The organism is Salmonella sp. SAL00672, assembly GCF_046552175.1.
In the GTDB taxonomy this organism is placed as follows: domain Bacteria; phylum Pseudomonadota; class Gammaproteobacteria; order Enterobacterales; family Enterobacteriaceae; genus Salmonella; species Salmonella enterica.
This window is the reverse complement of record NZ_JBGDUQ010000019.1, coordinates 1-16,628: the sequence shown is the minus strand read 5'-3', so window position 1 is coordinate 16,628 and position 16,628 is coordinate 1. Positions and strand designations below refer to the sequence as shown.

General features: G+C 51.0%; 25 protein-coding genes and 1 pseudogene. 20 read left to right on the top strand and 6 right to left on the bottom strand.

What is annotated here, in order from left to right:
* Positions 1-4 precede the first annotated feature (4 nt).
* The 14 genes and pseudogenes from rplR to ACLJTG_RS23295 form a co-directional block, all read left to right on the top strand.
* Positions 5-358, top strand: coding sequence for a 50S ribosomal protein L18 (gene rplR / locus ACLJTG_RS23360; protein WP_000358956.1), 354 nt, complete (start codon positions 5-7; stop codon positions 356-358).
* Positions 359-372: 14 nt separating this feature from the next.
* Positions 373-876: a 30S ribosomal protein S5 gene (gene rpsE, locus ACLJTG_RS23355; RefSeq protein ID WP_000940121.1), complete on the top strand. Its 504-nt coding sequence runs from the start codon at positions 373-375 to the stop codon at positions 874-876.
* Positions 877-879: 3 nt separating this feature from the next.
* Complete coding sequence (gene rpmD, locus ACLJTG_RS23350; RefSeq protein WP_001140434.1) at positions 880-1,059, top strand: 50S ribosomal protein L30; 180 nt, start codon at positions 880-882, stop codon at positions 1,057-1,059.
* Between the two features lie 3 nt (positions 1,060-1,062).
* Complete coding sequence (gene rplO / locus ACLJTG_RS23345; RefSeq protein WP_001238917.1) at positions 1,063-1,497, top strand: 50S ribosomal protein L15; 435 nt, start codon at positions 1,063-1,065, stop codon at positions 1,495-1,497.
* 7 nt (positions 1,498-1,504) lie between these two features.
* Positions 1,505-2,836, top strand: coding sequence for a preprotein translocase subunit SecY (secY, locus tag ACLJTG_RS23340; protein WP_001118864.1), 1,332 nt, complete (start codon positions 1,505-1,507; stop codon positions 2,834-2,836).
* A gap of 31 nt (positions 2,837-2,867) precedes the next feature.
* Positions 2,868-2,984, top strand: coding sequence for a 50S ribosomal protein L36 (gene rpmJ, locus ACLJTG_RS23335; protein WP_000868187.1), 117 nt, complete (start codon positions 2,868-2,870; stop codon positions 2,982-2,984).
* A 146-nt stretch (positions 2,985-3,130) separates the two neighbouring features.
* Positions 3,131-3,487 carry a 30S ribosomal protein S13 gene (gene rpsM, locus ACLJTG_RS23330; RefSeq protein WP_000090780.1) on the top strand — a complete coding sequence of 119 codons (357 nt, stop codon included), beginning with the start codon at positions 3,131-3,133 and terminating at the stop codon, positions 3,485-3,487.
* Between the two features lie 16 nt (positions 3,488-3,503).
* On the top strand, positions 3,504-3,893 hold the full coding sequence (gene rpsK / locus ACLJTG_RS23325) for a 30S ribosomal protein S11 (RefSeq protein ID WP_001029758.1): 390 nt from the start codon (positions 3,504-3,506) through the stop codon (positions 3,891-3,893).
* A 33-nt stretch (positions 3,894-3,926) separates the two neighbouring features.
* Positions 3,927-4,547 (top strand): 30S ribosomal protein S4, encoded by a 621-nt coding sequence (rpsD, locus tag ACLJTG_RS23320; protein WP_000135226.1) that lies wholly within the window; start codon positions 3,927-3,929, stop codon positions 4,545-4,547.
* A 25-nt stretch (positions 4,548-4,572) separates the two neighbouring features.
* On the top strand, positions 4,573-5,562 hold the full coding sequence (locus ACLJTG_RS23315; protein WP_001162094.1) for a DNA-directed RNA polymerase subunit alpha: 990 nt from the start codon (positions 4,573-4,575) through the stop codon (positions 5,560-5,562).
* Between the two features lie 40 nt (positions 5,563-5,602).
* Entirely contained in the window at positions 5,603-5,986 is a 384-nt protein-coding gene (rplQ, locus tag ACLJTG_RS23310; protein WP_001216370.1) for a 50S ribosomal protein L17, read from the top strand.
* 107 nt (positions 5,987-6,093) lie between these two features.
* The gene (locus ACLJTG_RS23305) at positions 6,094-6,462 is read left to right on the top strand and encodes a DUF1992 domain-containing protein (RefSeq protein WP_023232598.1); all 369 of its coding nucleotides are present in this window, start codon (positions 6,094-6,096) and stop codon (positions 6,460-6,462) included.
* A 10-nt stretch (positions 6,463-6,472) separates the two neighbouring features.
* On the top strand, positions 6,473-6,898 hold the full coding sequence (gene zntR, locus ACLJTG_RS23300) for a Zn(2+)-responsive transcriptional regulator (RefSeq protein WP_000285585.1): 426 nt from the start codon (positions 6,473-6,475) through the stop codon (positions 6,896-6,898).
* A gap of 57 nt (positions 6,899-6,955) precedes the next feature.
* A pseudogene (locus ACLJTG_RS23295) lies at positions 6,956-7,159 on the top strand (alternative ribosome-rescue factor A); the annotation flags it as partial.
* Between the two features lies 1 nt (position 7,160).
* Here ACLJTG_RS23295 and mscL read toward each other — a convergent pair.
* From mscL to def, 5 genes are all read right to left on the bottom strand, one after another.
* Positions 7,161-7,574 carry a large-conductance mechanosensitive channel protein MscL gene (gene mscL, locus ACLJTG_RS23290; protein ID WP_000008119.1) on the bottom strand — a complete coding sequence of 138 codons (414 nt, stop codon included), beginning with the start codon at positions 7,572-7,574 and terminating at the stop codon, positions 7,161-7,163.
* 140 nt (positions 7,575-7,714) lie between these two features.
* On the bottom strand, positions 7,715-9,091 hold the full coding sequence (gene trkA / locus ACLJTG_RS23285; RefSeq protein ID WP_000691374.1) for a Trk system potassium transporter TrkA: 1,377 nt from the start codon (positions 9,089-9,091) through the stop codon (positions 7,715-7,717).
* A 21-nt stretch (positions 9,092-9,112) separates the two neighbouring features.
* A complete protein-coding gene (gene rsmB / locus ACLJTG_RS23280) occupies positions 9,113-10,402 on the bottom strand; it encodes a 16S rRNA (cytosine(967)-C(5))-methyltransferase RsmB (protein WP_000744602.1) in 1,290 nt (429 codons plus the stop codon).
* 51 nt (positions 10,403-10,453) lie between these two features.
* A complete protein-coding gene (gene fmt / locus ACLJTG_RS23275) occupies positions 10,454-11,401 on the bottom strand; it encodes a methionyl-tRNA formyltransferase (protein ID WP_001285165.1) in 948 nt (315 codons plus the stop codon).
* A gap of 15 nt (positions 11,402-11,416) precedes the next feature.
* On the bottom strand, positions 11,417-11,926 hold the full coding sequence (def, locus tag ACLJTG_RS23270; protein ID WP_000114987.1) for a peptide deformylase: 510 nt from the start codon (positions 11,924-11,926) through the stop codon (positions 11,417-11,419).
* Positions 11,927-12,057: 131 nt separating this feature from the next.
* Here def and dprA point away from each other — a divergent pair, with 131 nt between their 5' ends.
* The 6 genes from dprA to ACLJTG_RS23240 are packed head-to-tail and all read left to right on the top strand — an operon-like array spanning position 12,058 to position 15,850.
* A complete protein-coding gene (gene dprA, locus ACLJTG_RS23265; RefSeq protein ID WP_000124524.1) occupies positions 12,058-13,182 on the top strand; it encodes a DNA-protecting protein DprA in 1,125 nt (374 codons plus the stop codon).
* Entirely contained in the window at positions 13,154-13,627 is a 474-nt protein-coding gene (gene smg / locus ACLJTG_RS23260; RefSeq protein ID WP_000460663.1) for a DUF494 family protein Smg, read from the top strand. The genes dprA and smg overlap by 29 nt, the downstream gene beginning before the upstream one ends.
* 26 nt (positions 13,628-13,653) lie before the next feature.
* Positions 13,654-14,196 carry a type I DNA topoisomerase gene (locus ACLJTG_RS23255; protein ID WP_001129708.1) on the top strand — a complete coding sequence of 181 codons (543 nt, stop codon included), beginning with the start codon at positions 13,654-13,656 and terminating at the stop codon, positions 14,194-14,196.
* A 4-nt stretch (positions 14,197-14,200) separates the two neighbouring features.
* Entirely contained in the window at positions 14,201-14,773 is a 573-nt protein-coding gene (gene tsaC / locus ACLJTG_RS23250; protein ID WP_001063613.1) for an L-threonylcarbamoyladenylate synthase type 1 TsaC, read from the top strand.
* A 4-nt stretch (positions 14,774-14,777) separates the two neighbouring features.
* Complete coding sequence (gene aroE, locus ACLJTG_RS23245; RefSeq protein ID WP_000451200.1) at positions 14,778-15,596, top strand: shikimate dehydrogenase; 819 nt, start codon at positions 14,778-14,780, stop codon at positions 15,594-15,596.
* Positions 15,593-15,850 carry a DUF1488 domain-containing protein gene (locus ACLJTG_RS23240; RefSeq protein WP_001070575.1) on the top strand — a complete coding sequence of 86 codons (258 nt, stop codon included), beginning with the start codon at positions 15,593-15,595 and terminating at the stop codon, positions 15,848-15,850. Before aroE ends, ACLJTG_RS23240 begins: the two co-directional genes overlap by 4 nt.
* Here ACLJTG_RS23240 and ACLJTG_RS23235 read toward each other — a convergent pair.
* Positions 15,826-16,380 (bottom strand): gamma carbonic anhydrase family protein, encoded by a 555-nt coding sequence (locus ACLJTG_RS23235; RefSeq protein WP_001285628.1) that lies wholly within the window; start codon positions 16,378-16,380, stop codon positions 15,826-15,828. The two genes, ACLJTG_RS23240 and ACLJTG_RS23235, sit on opposite strands and share 25 nt — an antisense overlap.
* Positions 16,381-16,628: the final 248 nt, after the last annotated feature.

Genomic DNA, 16,628 nt, shown 5'->3' with positions numbered 1-16,628 from the left:
CACTATGGATAAGAAATCTGCTCGTATCCGTCGTGCGACCCGCGCACGCCGCAAGCTCAAAGAGCTGGGCGCAACTCGCCTGGTGGTACATCGTACCCCGCGTCATATTTACGCACAGGTAATTGCACCGAACGGTTCTGAAGTTCTGGTAGCTGCTTCTACTGTAGAAAAAGCTATCGCTGAACAACTGAAGTACACCGGTAACAAAGACGCGGCTGCAGCTGTGGGTAAAGCTGTCGCTGAACGCGCTCTGGAAAAAGGCATCAAAGATGTGTCCTTTGACCGTTCCGGGTTCCAATATCATGGTCGTGTCCAGGCACTGGCAGATGCTGCCCGTGAAGCTGGCCTTCAGTTCTAAGGTAGAGGTGTAAGATGGCTCACATCGAAAAACAAGCTGGCGAACTGCAGGAAAAGCTGATCGCGGTAAACCGCGTATCTAAAACCGTTAAAGGTGGTCGTATTTTCTCCTTCACAGCTCTGACTGTAGTAGGCGATGGTAACGGTCGCGTAGGTTTTGGTTACGGTAAAGCGCGTGAAGTTCCAGCAGCGATCCAGAAAGCGATGGAAAAAGCCCGTCGCAATATGATTAACGTCGCGCTGAACAACGGCACCCTGCAGCACCCGGTTAAAGGTGTTCACACGGGGTCTCGTGTATTCATGCAGCCAGCTTCCGAAGGTACCGGTATCATCGCCGGTGGTGCAATGCGCGCCGTTCTGGAAGTTGCTGGGGTTCATAACGTTCTGGCTAAAGCATACGGTTCCACCAACCCGATCAACGTGGTTCGTGCAACTATTGATGGCCTGGAAAATATGAATTCTCCAGAAATGGTCGCTGCCAAGCGTGGTAAATCCGTTGAAGAAATTCTGGGGAAATAAACCATGGCAAAGACTATTAAAATTACTCAAACCCGCAGTGCAATCGGTCGTCTGCCGAAACACAAGGCAACGCTGCTTGGCCTGGGTCTGCGTCGTATTGGTCACACCGTAGAGCGCGAGGATACTCCTGCTGTTCGTGGTATGGTCAACGCGGTTTCCTTCATGGTTAAAGTTGAGGAGTAAGAGATGCGTTTAAATACTCTGTCTCCGGCCGAAGGCTCCAAAAAGGCGGGTAAACGCCTGGGTCGTGGTATCGGTTCTGGCCTCGGTAAAACCGGTGGTCGTGGTCACAAAGGTCAGAAGTCTCGTTCTGGCGGTGGCGTACGTCGCGGTTTCGAGGGTGGTCAGATGCCTCTGTACCGTCGTCTGCCGAAATTCGGCTTCACTTCTCGCAAAGCAGCGATTACAGCCGAAGTTCGTCTGTCTGACCTGGCGAAAGTAGAAGGCGGCGTTGTAGACCTGAACACGCTGAAAGCGGCAAACATTATCGGTATCCAGATCGAGTTCGCGAAAGTGATCCTGGCTGGCGAAGTCACTACTCCGGTAACTGTTCGTGGCCTGCGTGTTACTAAAGGCGCTCGTGCTGCTATCGAAGCTGCTGGCGGTAAAATCGAGGAATAAGTAGCAGATGGCTAAACAACCGGGATTAGATTTTCAAAGTGCCAAAGGTGGCTTAGGTGAGCTGAAACGCAGACTGCTGTTTGTTATCGGCGCGCTGATTGTGTTCCGTATTGGCTCTTTTATTCCGATCCCTGGTATTGATGCCGCTGTACTTGCCAAACTGCTTGAGCAACAGCGAGGCACCATCATTGAAATGTTTAACATGTTCTCTGGTGGTGCTCTCAGCCGTGCTTCTATCTTTGCCCTGGGGATCATGCCGTATATTTCGGCGTCGATCATTATCCAGCTGTTGACGGTGGTTCATCCAACGCTGGCAGAAATTAAGAAAGAAGGGGAGTCTGGTCGTCGTAAGATCAGCCAGTACACCCGTTACGGTACTCTGGTGCTGGCGATATTCCAGTCGATCGGTATTGCTACCGGTTTGCCGAATATGCCTGGTATGCAGGGCCTGGTGATGAATCCAGGCTTTGCATTCTATTTCACCGCTGTTGTCAGTCTGGTTACAGGAACCATGTTCCTGATGTGGCTCGGCGAACAGATTACTGAGCGCGGTATCGGTAACGGTATCTCAATCATCATCTTCGCTGGTATCGTTGCGGGACTCCCGCCAGCCATTGCCCATACTATCGAGCAAGCGCGTCAAGGCGACCTGCACTTCCTCGTGTTGCTGTTGGTTGCAGTATTAGTATTTGCAGTGACGTTCTTTGTAGTATTCGTTGAACGTGGTCAACGCCGTATTGTGGTAAACTACGCCAAACGTCAGCAAGGTCGTCGTGTCTATGCTGCACAGAGCACACATTTACCGCTGAAAGTGAATATGGCGGGGGTAATCCCGGCAATCTTCGCTTCCAGTATTATTCTGTTCCCGGCGACCATCGCGTCATGGTTCGGGGGCGGTACTGGTTGGAACTGGCTGACAACAATTTCGCTGTATTTGCAGCCTGGGCAACCGCTTTATGTGTTACTCTATGCGTCTGCAATCATCTTCTTCTGTTTCTTCTACACGGCGTTGGTTTTCAACCCGCGTGAAACAGCAGATAACCTGAAGAAGTCCGGTGCATTTGTACCAGGAATTCGTCCGGGAGAGCAAACGGCGAAGTATATCGATAAAGTAATGACCCGCCTGACCCTGGTTGGTGCGCTGTATATTACCTTTATCTGCCTGATCCCGGAGTTCATGCGTGATGCAATGAAAGTGCCGTTCTACTTCGGTGGGACCTCACTGCTTATCGTTGTTGTCGTGATTATGGACTTTATGGCTCAAGTGCAAACTCTGATGATGTCCAGTCAGTATGAGTCTGCATTGAAGAAGGCGAACCTGAAAGGCTACGGCCGTTAATTGGTCGCCTGAGAAGTTACGGAGAGTAAAAATGAAAGTTCGTGCTTCCGTCAAGAAATTATGCCGTAACTGCAAAATCGTTAAGCGTGATGGTGTCATCCGTGTGATTTGCAGTGCCGAGCCGAAGCATAAACAGCGCCAAGGCTGATTTTTTCGCATATTTTTCTTGCAAAGTTGGGTTGAGCTGGCTAGATTAGCCAGCCAATCTTTTGTATGTCTGTACGTTTCCATTTGAGTATCCTGAAAACGGGCTTTTCAGCATGGTACGTACATATTAAATAGTAGGAGTGCATAGTGGCCCGTATAGCAGGCATTAACATTCCTGATCAGAAACACGCCGTGATCGCGTTAACTTCGATCTACGGTGTCGGCAAGACCCGTTCTAAAGCCATCCTGGCTGCAGCGGGTATCGCTGAAAATGTTAAGATCAGTGAGCTGTCTGAAGAACAAATCGACACGCTGCGTGACGAAGTTGCCAAATTTGTCGTTGAAGGTGATCTGCGCCGTGAAATCAGCATGAGCATCAAGCGCCTGATGGATCTTGGTTGCTATCGCGGTTTGCGTCATCGTCGTGGTCTCCCGGTTCGCGGTCAGCGTACCAAGACCAACGCTCGTACCCGTAAGGGTCCGCGCAAACCGATCAAGAAATAATCGGGGTGATTGAATAATGGCAAAGGCACCAGTTCGCGCACGTAAACGTGTAAGAAAACAAGTCTCTGACGGCGTGGCTCATATCCATGCTTCTTTCAACAACACCATCGTGACTATTACCGATCGTCAGGGTAATGCGCTGGGTTGGGCAACAGCCGGTGGTTCCGGTTTCCGTGGTTCTCGCAAATCCACTCCGTTTGCAGCTCAGGTTGCAGCAGAGCGTTGCGCTGACGCCGTGAAAGAATACGGTATCAAGAATCTGGAAGTTATGGTTAAAGGTCCGGGTCCAGGCCGCGAATCTACTATTCGTGCTCTGAACGCCGCTGGTTTCCGCATCACTAATATTACTGATGTGACTCCGATCCCTCATAACGGTTGTCGTCCGCCGAAAAAACGTCGCGTATAACGCTTCGTTTTCCAGGTTAGTTGGAGAAAGAAAATGGCAAGATATTTGGGTCCTAAGCTCAAGCTGAGCCGTCGTGAGGGCACCGACTTATTCCTTAAGTCTGGCGTTCGCGCGATCGATACCAAGTGTAAAATTGAACAAGCTCCTGGCCAGCACGGTGCGCGTAAGCCGCGTCTGTCTGACTATGGTGTGCAGTTGCGTGAAAAGCAAAAAGTTCGCCGCATTTACGGTGTGCTGGAGCGTCAGTTCCGTAACTACTACAAAGAAGCAGCACGTCTGAAAGGCAACACCGGTGAAAACCTGTTGGCTCTGCTGGAAGGTCGTCTGGACAACGTTGTATACCGTATGGGCTTCGGCGCCACTCGTGCAGAAGCACGTCAGCTGGTTAGCCATAAAGCAATTATGGTAAACGGTCGTGTTGTTAACATCGCTTCTTATCAGGTTAGTCCGAATGACGTTGTTAGCATTCGTGAGAAAGCGAAGAAGCAGTCTCGCGTGAAAGCCGCTCTGGAGCTGGCTGAGCAGCGTGAAAAGCCAACCTGGCTGGAAGTTGATGCTGGCAAGATGGAAGGTACGTACAAGCGTAAGCCTGAGCGTTCTGATCTGTCTGCGGACATTAACGAACACCTGATCGTCGAGCTTTACTCCAAGTAAAGCTTAGTACCAAAGAGAGGACACAATGCAGGGTTCTGTGACAGAGTTTCTAAAACCGCGCCTGGTAGATATCGAGCAAGTGAGTTCGACGCACGCCAAGGTGACCCTTGAGCCTTTAGAGCGTGGCTTCGGCCATACTCTGGGTAACGCACTGCGCCGTATTCTGCTCTCATCGATGCCGGGTTGCGCGGTGACCGAGGTTGAGATTGATGGTGTACTACATGAGTACAGCACCAAAGAAGGCGTTCAGGAAGACATCCTGGAAATCCTGCTCAACCTGAAAGGGCTGGCGGTGAGAGTTCAGGGTAAAGATGAAGTTATTCTTACCCTGAATAAATCTGGCATTGGCCCTGTGACTGCAGCCGATATCACCCATGATGGGGATGTCGAAATCGTCAAGCCGCAGCACGTGATCTGCCACCTGACCGATGAAAACGCGTCTATTAGTATGCGTATCAAAGTTCAGCGCGGTCGTGGTTATGTGCCGGCTTCTACCCGAATTCATTCGGAAGAAGATGAGCGCCCAATCGGCCGTCTGCTGGTCGACGCCTGCTACAGCCCTGTAGAGCGTATTGCCTACAATGTTGAAGCAGCGCGTGTAGAACAGCGTACCGACCTGGACAAGCTGGTCATCGAAATGGAAACCAACGGCACAATCGATCCTGAAGAGGCGATTCGTCGTGCGGCAACCATCCTGGCTGAACAACTGGAAGCTTTCGTTGATTTACGTGATGTACGTCAACCGGAAGTGAAAGAAGAGAAACCAGAATTCGATCCGATCCTGCTGCGCCCTGTTGACGATCTGGAATTGACTGTCCGCTCTGCTAACTGCCTCAAGGCAGAAGCTATCCACTATATCGGTGATCTGGTACAGCGTACCGAGGTTGAGCTTCTTAAGACGCCTAACTTGGGTAAAAAATCTCTTACCGAGATTAAAGACGTGCTGGCTTCCCGTGGACTGTCTCTGGGTATGCGCCTGGAAAACTGGCCACCGGCAAGCATCGCTGACGAGTAACCGGATCACAGGTTAAGGTTTTACTGAGAAGGATAAGGTCATGCGCCATCGTAAGAGTGGTCGTCAACTGAACCGCAACAGCAGCCATCGCCAGGCTATGTTCCGCAACATGGCAGGTTCACTGGTTCGTCATGAAATCATCAAGACGACCCTGCCTAAAGCGAAAGAGCTGCGTCGCGTAGTTGAGCCGCTGATTACTCTTGCCAAGACTGATAGCGTTGCTAATCGTCGTCTGGCATTCGCCCGTACTCGTGATAACGAGATCGTGGCAAAACTGTTTAACGAGCTGGGCCCGCGTTTCGCGAGCCGCGCCGGTGGTTACACTCGCATTCTGAAGTGTGGCTTCCGTGCAGGCGACAACGCGCCGATGGCATACATCGAGCTGGTTGATCGTTCAGAGAAAACAGAAGCTGCTGCAGAGTAATCTGTAGTAACGTAAAAAAACCCGCTTCGGCGGGTTTTTTTATATCCTCCTGAACCCCACATATCTACAATAATTGTATTCTTTTCGTTCAATCCCTGGAGCGACGTATGTGGTTACTTGACCAGTGGGCAGAGCGTCATATTATCGAGGCACAGCGTAAAGGCGAGTTTGATAATTTGCCTGGCCGTGGCGAGCCGCTTATTCTGGATGATGATTCTCATGTGCCGGCGGAACTTCGTGTGGGTTATCGCTTACTCAAGAATGCGGGCTGTCTTCCCCCTGAACTGGAGCAGCGCAGAGACGCTATTCAGTTACTTGATATCCTCAACAGTATCCGGGAAGATGACCCTCGATACCATCAGGTTAGTCGCCAGCTCTCCCTGCTTGAACTAAAACTTCGGCAGGCTGGGTTGAGTACCGACTTTTTACACGGTGAGTATGCAGAAAAACTGCTGCATAAAATCAACGATAATTAACGGAGCTTGTATGTATCGCATTGGTGAGCTGGCAAAGCTGGCAGACGTAACGCCTGATACCATTCGCTACTATGAAAAACAGCAGATGATGGATCATGAGGTACGTACTGAAGGCGGGTTTCGTCTGTATACCGAAAACGATCTGCAGCGTCTCAAGTTTATTCGTTATGCGCGACAGTTGGGTTTCACGCTCGACTCGATCCGCGAGCTTTTATCGATCCGAATTGATCCTGAGCACCATACCTGTCAGGAGTCAAAAAGTATTGTGCAAGAGCGATTGCAGGAGGTTGAAGCCAGGATTGCGGAACTGCAAACGATGCAGCGTTCGTTACAAAGGCTTAATGATGCTTGTTGCGGAACGGCCCACAGTAGCGTCTATTGTTCCATTCTGGAAGCCCTGGAACAGGGGGCCAGTGGAGCGAAATCAGGATGTTGATTTATTGAACCGGCGGGGCTACACTCGCGCCGTTAATTTATACAATCGGGAGACATTATGAGTCGTTATCAACATAAGAAAGGGCAGATAAAGGACAATGCCATTGAGGCATTACTGCACGATCCCCTTTTCAGGCAACGCGTTGAAAAAAATAAGAAAGGCAAAGGAAGCTATCTGCGCAAAGGTAAACACGGTAATCGAGGGAACTGGGAGGCCAGTGGCAAGAAAGTAAGTAACTTTTTTACCACTGGCCTTCTGCTTATTAAGAACGGTTATTTTGTTCTTTCAGCAGATCGCGGATTTCGCCCAATAACACTTCCTCTTTAGAAGGCGCTGGCGGAGCTGCCGGCTCTTCTGCTTTTTTACGGTTGAGTCTGTTGATAAGCTTAATGGCAACAAAGATAGCAAAGGCCACAATCACAAAATCAAATACGTTCTGGATAAACACGCCGTAATGCATGACGACCGCCGGAATATCTCCCTGCGCTTCGCGTAACGTAAAAGCAAATTGTTTAAAGTCGATCCCGCCGATTAACAATCCCAACGGCGGCATAATGATATCGGCAACCAGTGAAGAAACAATCTTACCGAATGCCGCGCCAATAATGACACCCACTGCCAAATCCACAACATTCCCGCGCATCGCGAATTCGCGAAATTCTTTAATAAAACTCATTTTTATTCTCCCTATGCAGCTGACGTTATAAGTTTAACAAATGCTAAGGCATTTTCCATTTACGGCTTCTGTTTAGCGAAATAAATTAAACCTTGATAAATAAAGGGAATTAAAAGGGCACTGAATGAGCGCCCCTTAAATTAGAGGAAGAAAGGACTTGGCTGGAACAGACGTTCGACGTCGGTAATAAACTTTTTATCGGTCAAAAACATAATGACGTGATCGCCTTGTTCAATGCGCAAATTGTCATTAGCGATCATGACATCATTTCCACGCACCACCGCGCCAATAATGGTGCCTGGCGGCAGTTTAATTTCGTCAATGACGCGGCCAACCACGCGGGAAGTGCTTTCATCGCCGTGCGCGACGGCTTCGATGGCTTCGGCAACCCCGCGACGTAGTGAGGAAACGCCGACGATATCCGCTTTACGCACATGGCTCAGTAATGCAGAGATGGTGGCCTGCTGCGGAGAAATCGCAATATCTATAACGCTACCCTGCACAAGATCGACATAAGCGCGGCGCTGAATCAGCACCATCACTTTTTTGGCGCCCATCCGCTTGGCCAACATCGCGGACATGATATTGGCTTCATCATCGTTAGTGACCGCGATAAAGAGATCGACCTGATCAATATGCTCCTCCGCCAGCAATTCCTGATCGGAAGCGTCGCCAAAAAAGACGATCGTGTTTTGCAGTTTCTCAGCCAATTCTGCGGCGCGTTGTTGATCGCGTTCGATCAATTTAACGCTATAGTCTTTTTCCAGACGCCTTGCCAGCCCGGCGCCGATATTGCCGCCGCCCACCAGCATGATGCGCTTGTAGGGTTTTTCCAGACGCTGTAATTCGCTCATTACTGCACGGATATGCTGTGAAGCCGCAATAAAGAAGACTTCATCCCCTGCTTCCACGATAGTCGAGCCCTGAGGACGGATTGGTCTGTCATGGCGGAAAATTGCGGCAACGCGGGTATCGATATGCGGCATATGCTCTCGCATTGTCGAGAGCGCGTTACCTATTAGTGGACCGCCATAGTAGGCTTTTACTACTGCCAGACTGACTTTCCCTTCAGCAAAGTTTACAACCTGTAATGCTCCCGGATACTCGATCAGACGATAAATATTATCGATAACCAACTGCTCCGGCGCGATCAGATGATCAATCGGAACCGCTTCAGAATGAAAGAGTTTATCCGCATCGCGAACATAGTCCGGGGAGCGAATGCGGGCGATACGGTTTGGAGTGTTGAAGAGTGAATAGGCTACCTGACAGGCAACCATATTAGTTTCATCTGAACTGGTGACAGCGACCAGCATATCCGCATCGTCAGCGCCCGCTTCGCGCAACACGCGGGGATGCGAACCATGCCCCTGAACTACGCGTAGATCGAACTTATCTTGCAAACTGCGTAACCGTTCGCCGTTGGTATCAACCACCGTGATGTCGTTGTTTTCGCCGACCAGGTTTTCCGCCAGTGTTCCGCCAACTTGCCCTGCGCCCAGTATGATAATTTTCATCAGTCGTGGCCCGTTATCTCATCACTTCTTGATTAGCTTAGCGTAAAAGAACCCATCACCTTCTTCGCCGCCCGGCAGATTTTGCTGTCCTGGCTGATCAGGTGTTCCCGTTTCGCTGAGCGCGGCATCGGGAGTGCGTTGCAAAAAGGTTTTGATCTGATCGCGGTTTTCTTCCGGCAGTACGGAACAGGTGGCGTAAACCAGCGTCCCGCCAGGCTTCAGGCGCGGCCAGACGGCATCAAGAATTTCCGCCTGTAATTGCGCCAGTTCCGCGATATCGCGATCGCGACGCAGCCATTTGATATCTGGATGACGGCGAATGACGCCGGTTGCGGAGCAGGGCGCATCCAGCAGAATACGGTCAAACTGCTGCTCGCCGCACCATTGGGCGGGATAACGTCCATCCCCTTGTTTAACTGTCGCTTTCATCCCAAGACGCTTTAGGTTGTCGTAAACGCGGGAGAGTCGTTGTTCATCAATATCAACCGCCAACACGTCTGCTTCGGGGGCCACTTCGAGAATATGCGTGGTTTTACCGCCGGGCGCGGCGCACAAGTCTAAAATGTGCTCACCGTTCTGAGGAGCGAGAAAAACCGCACATCCCTGCGCAGAGGCATCCTGGACAGTTACCCAACCCTCAGCAAAACCGGGTAAAGCATGTACCGGAGCTGGCGTTTCCAGACGTACAGCGTCGGGATAATCGGGATGGGGATATCCCTTCATGCCTGCGTCTTCAAGTAAGCCAAGCCAACCGTCGCGGGTGTGGTGTGTACGATTTACACGTAGCCACATCGGTGGACGCTGGTTATTCGCTTCAATAATGTGTTGCCACTGTGTGGGGTAAGCATTTTGCAAACGCTTTACCAGCCAACCGGGATGTAAAAAGCGCGCATCGCTGGTCGCAAACTCATTAAGCAACGTTTCCTGCTGGCGCTGGAACTGGCGCAGGACGCCATTAATTAACCCTTTCAACTGCGGACGTTTAATGGAGACCGCGCCTTCAACGGTTTCAGCCAGCGCCGCATGGGGAGGAACTCGGGTGTACAGCAACTGATAAAAGCCGACCATAATTAAGTAATGCACTGTACGCTGCTTGCCGGTCATTGGACGAGACATCAGCTTATTGATCAGCCATTCCAGCTGTGAAAGAGTTCGCAGGACGCCAAAGCACAGCTCCTGAAGTAGCGCTTTGTCTTTATCGGCGACTTTTTGTTGCAGCGGCGGGAGCACATTACTTAATGATTGTCCCTGCTCGACGACCTGTTCAACGGCCTGTGCTGCCAGACTACGTAAATTGTTTTGTTTTTTCATATGTATAAAATAAAAATGCCCGGTAACACCGGGCGTATAAAGACGTGATCGTCAGGCAAGGCGGTTACCAGGAATAAACCATTCCCGGCGTGAATTTAACAGATCCTGGGCGCTCATCGCTTTTTTGCCGGCAGGCTGAAGCGAAAGCAAATTTAATATCCCCTTGCCTGTTGCAACCTGGATGCCCTGTTTCGTCGCGGCCAGAATAGTTCCCGGCAGCGACTGCGTGGCGTCCTCTATGACGGACGCCTGCCAGACTTTTACCGGCTGACCGTCGATTTCCAGCCAGCTCATTGGCCACGGATTAAAGGCGCGAATGCAACGCTCCAGCTGTGCTGCGGAGAGAGACCAGTCAATACGCGCTTCTTCTTTACTGAGCTTTTCCGCATGAGTGACCAGCGCTTCATTCTGCGCTTCAGGCGTCGCTGTGCCGTCCGCCAGTTGTTTTAGTGTGGTAATTAACCCCTGCGGGCCAAGTTCAGCCAACTTATTATACAGTGAGCCACTGGTATCTTCTGCGGTAATCGGGCACGCAAGTTTATACAGCATGTCGCCGGTATCCAGCCCTACATCCATCTGCATAATTGTGACGCCGGTTTCCGCATCGCCTGCCCAGAGTGAGCGCTGAATAGGCGCCGCGCCGCGCCAGCGTGGAAGCAGCGAACCGTGAACGTTGATACATCCGAGACGGGGCATATCCAGCACTGCCTTTGGGAGAATCAGACCATATGCTACGACAACCATGACGTCGGCATGTAAGTCAGCCACCAGATGCTGGTTTTCCTGAGGACGAAGCGACACGGGCTGGAAAACGGGCAGGCCTTTTTCTTCCGCCAGCACTTTTACCGGGCTGGGCATCAACTTTTTGCCGCGACCTGCTGGACGATCGGGTTGGGTAAATACGCCGACAACGTTATGTCCAGAAGTTAACAGCGCGTCGAGATGACGCGCTGCAAAGTCAGGTGTACCCGCAAAAATAATACGTAGTGAATCTGACACGTTGGTTCTTGTCCTTTAAGCCCGGGCGTTCAGGCGGTCGAGTTTTTCTACTTTCTGACGAATACGTTGTTGCTTCAGCGGCGACAAATAATCGATAAACAGTTTACCGACCAGATGATCCATCTCATGCTGAATGCAGATTGCCAGCAAACCATCCGCTTCAAGTTCAAATGGGTTGCCGTCGCGATCCAGCGCGCGGATTTTCACTTTCTCGGCGCGCGGCACTAAAGCGCGCTGTTCCGGAATCGACAGACAGCCTTCTTCTATACCCGTTTCGCCACTTTTCTCCAGCAATTCCGGGTTAATGAGTACCAGGCGCTCGTCGCGGTTTTCCGAAACGTCAATCACGATGATCCGCTGGTGGATATCGACCTGCGTTGCGGCCAGACCGATACCTTCTTCCGCGTACATCGTTTCGAACATATCATCGACGATACGCTGAATTTCTGCATTCACTTCTTCAACCGGCTTTGCGACTTTGCGAAGGCGCTCGTCCGGAATATGTAACACTTGCAAAACTGACATAATTATCCAGAGTTGTGTTCAGGAGTTGAAAAGATTATTACCTCTATTCTAGACAAATCCCCACCTGATTGACAGCATCAGTGACCAATCGCAAAGATTGTTCAGACTGCTTGTGGCAGGGGAGGGAAAGGATGGCCCGTACCGAAATTTGGTTACGTTTAATGTACGTCGGCGACCTTTATGGCGAGGCGATGTTGAACATGGCGAATTCGCTTATTCGCCAGCCTCAGATAAATCGCACGCACCTTCAGGAAGCTGGTCTTACCGCGCGGCAAGCTGAACGTTTTTTACAGCTTCCAGCAGGTGTGCTTGATGAGACGTTACGCTGGCTTGAACTACCGCAGCACCATTTTCTGTGTGCGGATAGTGAAATTTATCCTCCCCAACTGCGTGCTATTGACGATTATCCCGGCGCTATTTTTATTGACGGCGATCCTGCCTGTCTGCATACCTGCCAACTTGCCGTCGTAGGGAGCCGGAGCCACTCTTGGTATGGGGAACGTTGGGGACGTCTGCTTTGCGAAAGCCTTGCGAAAAGCGGTTTGACGATCACCAGCGGCCTTGCCCGGGGAATTGATGGCGTAGCACACAACGCCGCGATGAGTATGGGGGGAAAAAGTGTAGCGGTGTTAGGAAATGGTTTGGCAAAGATTTATCCTCGCCGACATGCCGTGCTGGCTGAAAACTTGATTGCCACCGGCGGCGCAGTGGTCTCAGAATTTCCGCTTTCAACGCCTCCGCTACCGCAACATTTTCCTCGCAGAAACCGTATTATCAGCGGACTGAGCAAAGGCGTGCTGGTGATTGAGGCGGCGTTGCGCAGCGGTTCGTTGGTGACGGCGCGCTGCGCGCTTGAACAGGGGCGGGACGTTTTTGCATTACCAGGCCCTATCGGTAGTCCGGGAAGCGAAGGAACGCACTGGTTAATTAAACAAGGGGCCACGCTTGTGACGACGCCGGAGGATATTCTGGAAAATTTGCAATACGGCTTACACTGGTTGCCAACTACGGCGGAAAATTCACTTTATTCACTAAATCAGGATGAGGCGGCATTGCCATTTCCTGAGCTCCTGGCTAACGTAGGAGATGAGGTAACACCTGTTGACGTCGTCGCTGAACGTGCCGGCCAACCTGTGCCAGCGGTAGTGGCTCAGCTACTCGAACTGGAGTTAGCAGGATGGATCGCAGCTGTACCCGGCGGCTATGTCCGATTAAGGAGGGCAAGCCATGTTCGACGTACTAATGTATTTGTTTGAAACATACATCCATAACGAAGCCGAGCTGCGCGTGGATCAGGACAGACTGGAGCGTGATCTCACCGACGCTGGGTTTGATCGCGAAGACATCTACAATGCGCTGCTGTGGCTGGAAAAACTCGCTGACTATCAGGATGGCCTCGCGGAACCCATGCAACTTGCTTCCGATCCTCTTTCAATGCGCATTTATACGGTTGAAGAGTGTGAAAGGCTTGATGCCAGTTGCCGGGGGTTCCTGTTATTCCTTGAGCAGATTCAGGTGCTAAACCTCGAAACACGAGAAATGGTGATTGAGCGTGTGCTGGCGCTGGATACCGCAGAGTTTGACCTGGAAGACTTGAAATGGGTTATTTTGATGGTGTTATTCAACATTCCGGGCTGTGAAAACGCCTATCAGCAAATGGAAGAATTACTCTTTGAGGTAAATGAAGGTATGCTGCATTGATAGGTGTTAATGCTGCATGAGTGAATATGGCTAAATCAGCACTGTTTTCGGTGCGTAAAAATGAGCCCTGCCCGCAGTGCGGGGCCGAACTGGTAATTCGCTCCGGGAAACATGGTCCGTTTCTCGGCTGTTCTCGCTATCCGGAATGCGATTACGTTCGTCCGCTGAAAAGTCAGGCGGACGGGCATATCGTTAAAATTCTGGAGGGGCAACTGTGTCCTGAGTGTGGCGCCGTGCTGGTGCTACGTCAGGGGCGTTTTGGCATGTTCATCGGATGCAGTCAGTATCCGCAATGTGAACATACAGTGGTTATTGATAAACCGGATGAAACGGCGATAGCCTGTCCAGCCTGCCAGCAAGGACATTTGGTCCAGCGCCGTTCTCGTTACGGTAAAATCTTTCATTCCTGCGATCGCTACCCGGAATGTCAGTTCGTCATTAACTTCACACCGGTTGCGGGGGAATGCCCCGAGTGCCATTATCCGCTACTCATCGAAAAGAAAACCGCGCAGGGCGTGAAGCGCTTTTGCGCCAGTAAACAATGTGGAAAGCCGGTTCCGGTGGAATAAACAAGTGAATAATAACCTGCCAACAGGATCTATCGCCGCAGCGGTAGATCTCCTGAATAAAGAAAATGTCATCGCTTATCCAACAGAAGCCGTTTTCGGCGTCGGCTGCGATCCCGATAGTGAAACAGCCGTTACGCGCCTGTTGGCGTTAAAACAACGGCCCGTCGATAAGGGACTCATTTTGATTGCCGCCAGCTTTGAGCAGTTAAAACCTTATATTGATGACAGCATACTTACCGCCGCACAGCGTAAAGCAGTATTTGATTGCTGGCCCGGGCCGGTAACGTTTGTTTTTCCTGCGCCCGCGACAACGCCGCGGTGGCTCACGGGACGTTTTGATTCCCTGGCCGTTCGTGTTACCAATCACCCGCTGGTGGTCGCGCTATGCAATGCGTATGGCAAACCGCTGGTTTCCACCAGCGCCAATCTGAGCGGATTACCGCCATGTCGTACCGTTGAAGAGGTGCGTGCGCAATTTGGCGATGATTTTCCGGTGGTTGAAGGCGCAACGGGTGGGCGTCTAAATCCTTCAGAAATTCGCGATGCTCTGACGGGCGAACTGTTTCGACAGGGGTAATATGATGGAAACCTATGCTGTTTTTGGAAATCCGATTGCGCACAGCAAATCGCCATTTATTCATCAGCAATTTGCTCAGCAGCTAGATATTGTTCACCCCTATGGTCGCGTGCTGGCCCCTATTAATAATTTCATTAATACGCTTGATGCCTTTTTCGCGGCAGGGGGAAAAGGCGCAAACATCACAGTACCTTTTAAAGAGGAGGCGTTTGCGCGATCGGATGAGTTAACGGAACGAGCATCGCTGGCGGGAGCAGTCAATACATTAAAGCGGCTGGAAGATGGTCGTTTGCTTGGCGACAATACTGACGGTATCGGTTTATTAAGCGATCTCAAACGTTTAAATTTTATCCGCCCAGGATGGCGTATTTTGCTGATTGGCGCGGGCGGCGCATCCCGGGGCGTGCTGTTACCTCTGCTTTCTTTGGATTGCGCGGTCACTATCACCAACCGTACAGCTTCACGTGCCGAAGCGTTGGCGAAAATCTTTGCTCATACCGGCAGCATTCATGCCATGGATATGGACAAGCTGGATGGTTGTGAGTTTGACCTGATTATTAATGCGACCTCCAGCGGCATACGGGGCGAAATCCCGGCGATACCAGCGTCACTTATTCACCCTTCCCTCTGTTGCTATGACATGTTCTATCAAAAAGGGAATACGCCATTTCTCTCCTGGTGTGTACAGCAGGGCGCAAAACGCTACGCAGATGGGCTGGGAATGCTGGTGGGGCAGGCTGCACATGCCGTTTTGCTTTGGCACGGTGTATTACCGCAGGTCGAGCCAGTGATTGAGCTGCTACAGCAGGAATTATTAGCGTGAACCAGGCCATACAATTTCCTGACCGCGAAGAATGGGATACTGCCGCCAGCGCTGTCATCTTTCCCGCCCTGGTTAATGGGATGCAACTCACGTGTGCAATAAAAAAAGATGTACTGGCGTATCGCTTTGGTGGAGAAACAGCGGAGCAATGGCTGGCCATTTTTCGTGAGTATCGCTGGGACCTGGAAGAAGAGGCTGAAGCATTAATCCTGGCCCAGCAGGAAGACGATCACGGTTGGATATGGTTATCCTGAGAAAGATAGTCGTCTTTCCATTTTACATAGTTATTGGCGGAGTACTGCAGGCCCGATCTCTCAGCATCGCTCAGGGGGCGGATCTGTTTTACCGGACTGCCAAGATATAAATAGCCACTTTCCAGCCGTTTGTGCTGCGGCACCAGGCTTCCCGCACCAATCATTACGTCATCTTCTATTATCGCGCCATCCAGCACAATGGAGCCCATACCGACCAGTACGCGGTTACCGATGGTACAGCCGTGCAGCATAACTTTATGGCCAACGGTAACATCTTCGCCAATGATTAATGGGTTGCCGTGTGGATTGGATGGAGACTTGTGGGTTACGTGAAGAACGCTGCCATCCTGAATGTTCGTACGAGCCCCTATCGCAACGTAATTCACATCGCCGCGAATCACCACAAGCGGCCAGATCCCGATATCATCCGCCAGACGGACATCACCAATAACCACGCTGCTGGTATCGATCATCACGCGCTGACCGATTTCAGGAAAAAGATCCTTATAAGGACGTAATGTGTCAGACATGTCTACCTCATCATAAATGAATAGTCATGAAGACTTTGGTTGCTTTAACGGCGTTGTGCAAGGGGAGATAGCATCAAAAAATCGCCACTTTGCGCAGGAATGGAGCGAAAGGGATGAAAAATCAACAAACAGAAAAAAAGATCCAAAAAACGCTTGTGCAAAAAAATGGGATCCCTATAATGCGCCTCCATCGACACGGCGGATGTGAATCACTTCACACAAACAGCCGGTCGGTTGAAGAGAAAAAT

Coding starts and splice junctions, on each gene's coding strand:
- secY (WP_001118864.1), top strand. CDS start 1,505: ATGGCTAAACAACCGGGATTAGATTTTCAAAGTGCCAAAGGTGGCTTA.
- rplQ (WP_001216370.1), top strand. CDS start 5,603: ATGCGCCATCGTAAGAGTGGTCGTCAACTGAACCGCAACAGCAGCCAT.
- ACLJTG_RS23305 (WP_023232598.1), top strand. CDS start 6,094: ATGTGGTTACTTGACCAGTGGGCAGAGCGTCATATTATCGAGGCACAG.
- rpsK (WP_001029758.1), top strand. CDS start 3,504: ATGGCAAAGGCACCAGTTCGCGCACGTAAACGTGTAAGAAAACAAGTC.
- rplR (WP_000358956.1), top strand. CDS start 5: ATGGATAAGAAATCTGCTCGTATCCGTCGTGCGACCCGCGCACGCCGC.
- rpsE (WP_000940121.1), top strand. CDS start 373: ATGGCTCACATCGAAAAACAAGCTGGCGAACTGCAGGAAAAGCTGATC.
- mscL (WP_000008119.1), bottom strand. CDS start 7,574: ATGAGTTTTATTAAAGAATTTCGCGAATTCGCGATGCGCGGGAATGTT.
- rpsD (WP_000135226.1), top strand. CDS start 3,927: ATGGCAAGATATTTGGGTCCTAAGCTCAAGCTGAGCCGTCGTGAGGGC.
- aroE (WP_000451200.1), top strand. CDS start 14,778: ATGGAAACCTATGCTGTTTTTGGAAATCCGATTGCGCACAGCAAATCG.
- trkA (WP_000691374.1), bottom strand. CDS start 9,091: ATGAAAATTATCATACTGGGCGCAGGGCAAGTTGGCGGAACACTGGCG.
- rplO (WP_001238917.1), top strand. CDS start 1,063: ATGCGTTTAAATACTCTGTCTCCGGCCGAAGGCTCCAAAAAGGCGGGT.
- ACLJTG_RS23315 (WP_001162094.1), top strand. CDS start 4,573: ATGCAGGGTTCTGTGACAGAGTTTCTAAAACCGCGCCTGGTAGATATC.
- rsmB (WP_000744602.1), bottom strand. CDS start 10,402: ATGAAAAAACAAAACAATTTACGTAGTCTGGCAGCACAGGCCGTTGAA.
- zntR (WP_000285585.1), top strand. CDS start 6,473: ATGTATCGCATTGGTGAGCTGGCAAAGCTGGCAGACGTAACGCCTGAT.
- ACLJTG_RS23235 (WP_001285628.1), bottom strand. CDS start 16,380: ATGTCTGACACATTACGTCCTTATAAGGATCTTTTTCCTGAAATCGGT.
- dprA (WP_000124524.1), top strand. CDS start 12,058: ATGGCCCGTACCGAAATTTGGTTACGTTTAATGTACGTCGGCGACCTT.
- rpmD (WP_001140434.1), top strand. CDS start 880: ATGGCAAAGACTATTAAAATTACTCAAACCCGCAGTGCAATCGGTCGT.
- ACLJTG_RS23255 (WP_001129708.1), top strand. CDS start 13,654: ATGGCTAAATCAGCACTGTTTTCGGTGCGTAAAAATGAGCCCTGCCCG.
- rpmJ (WP_000868187.1), top strand. CDS start 2,868: ATGAAAGTTCGTGCTTCCGTCAAGAAATTATGCCGTAACTGCAAAATC.
- smg (WP_000460663.1), top strand. CDS start 13,154: ATGTTCGACGTACTAATGTATTTGTTTGAAACATACATCCATAACGAA.
- def (WP_000114987.1), bottom strand. CDS start 11,926: ATGTCAGTTTTGCAAGTGTTACATATTCCGGACGAGCGCCTTCGCAAA.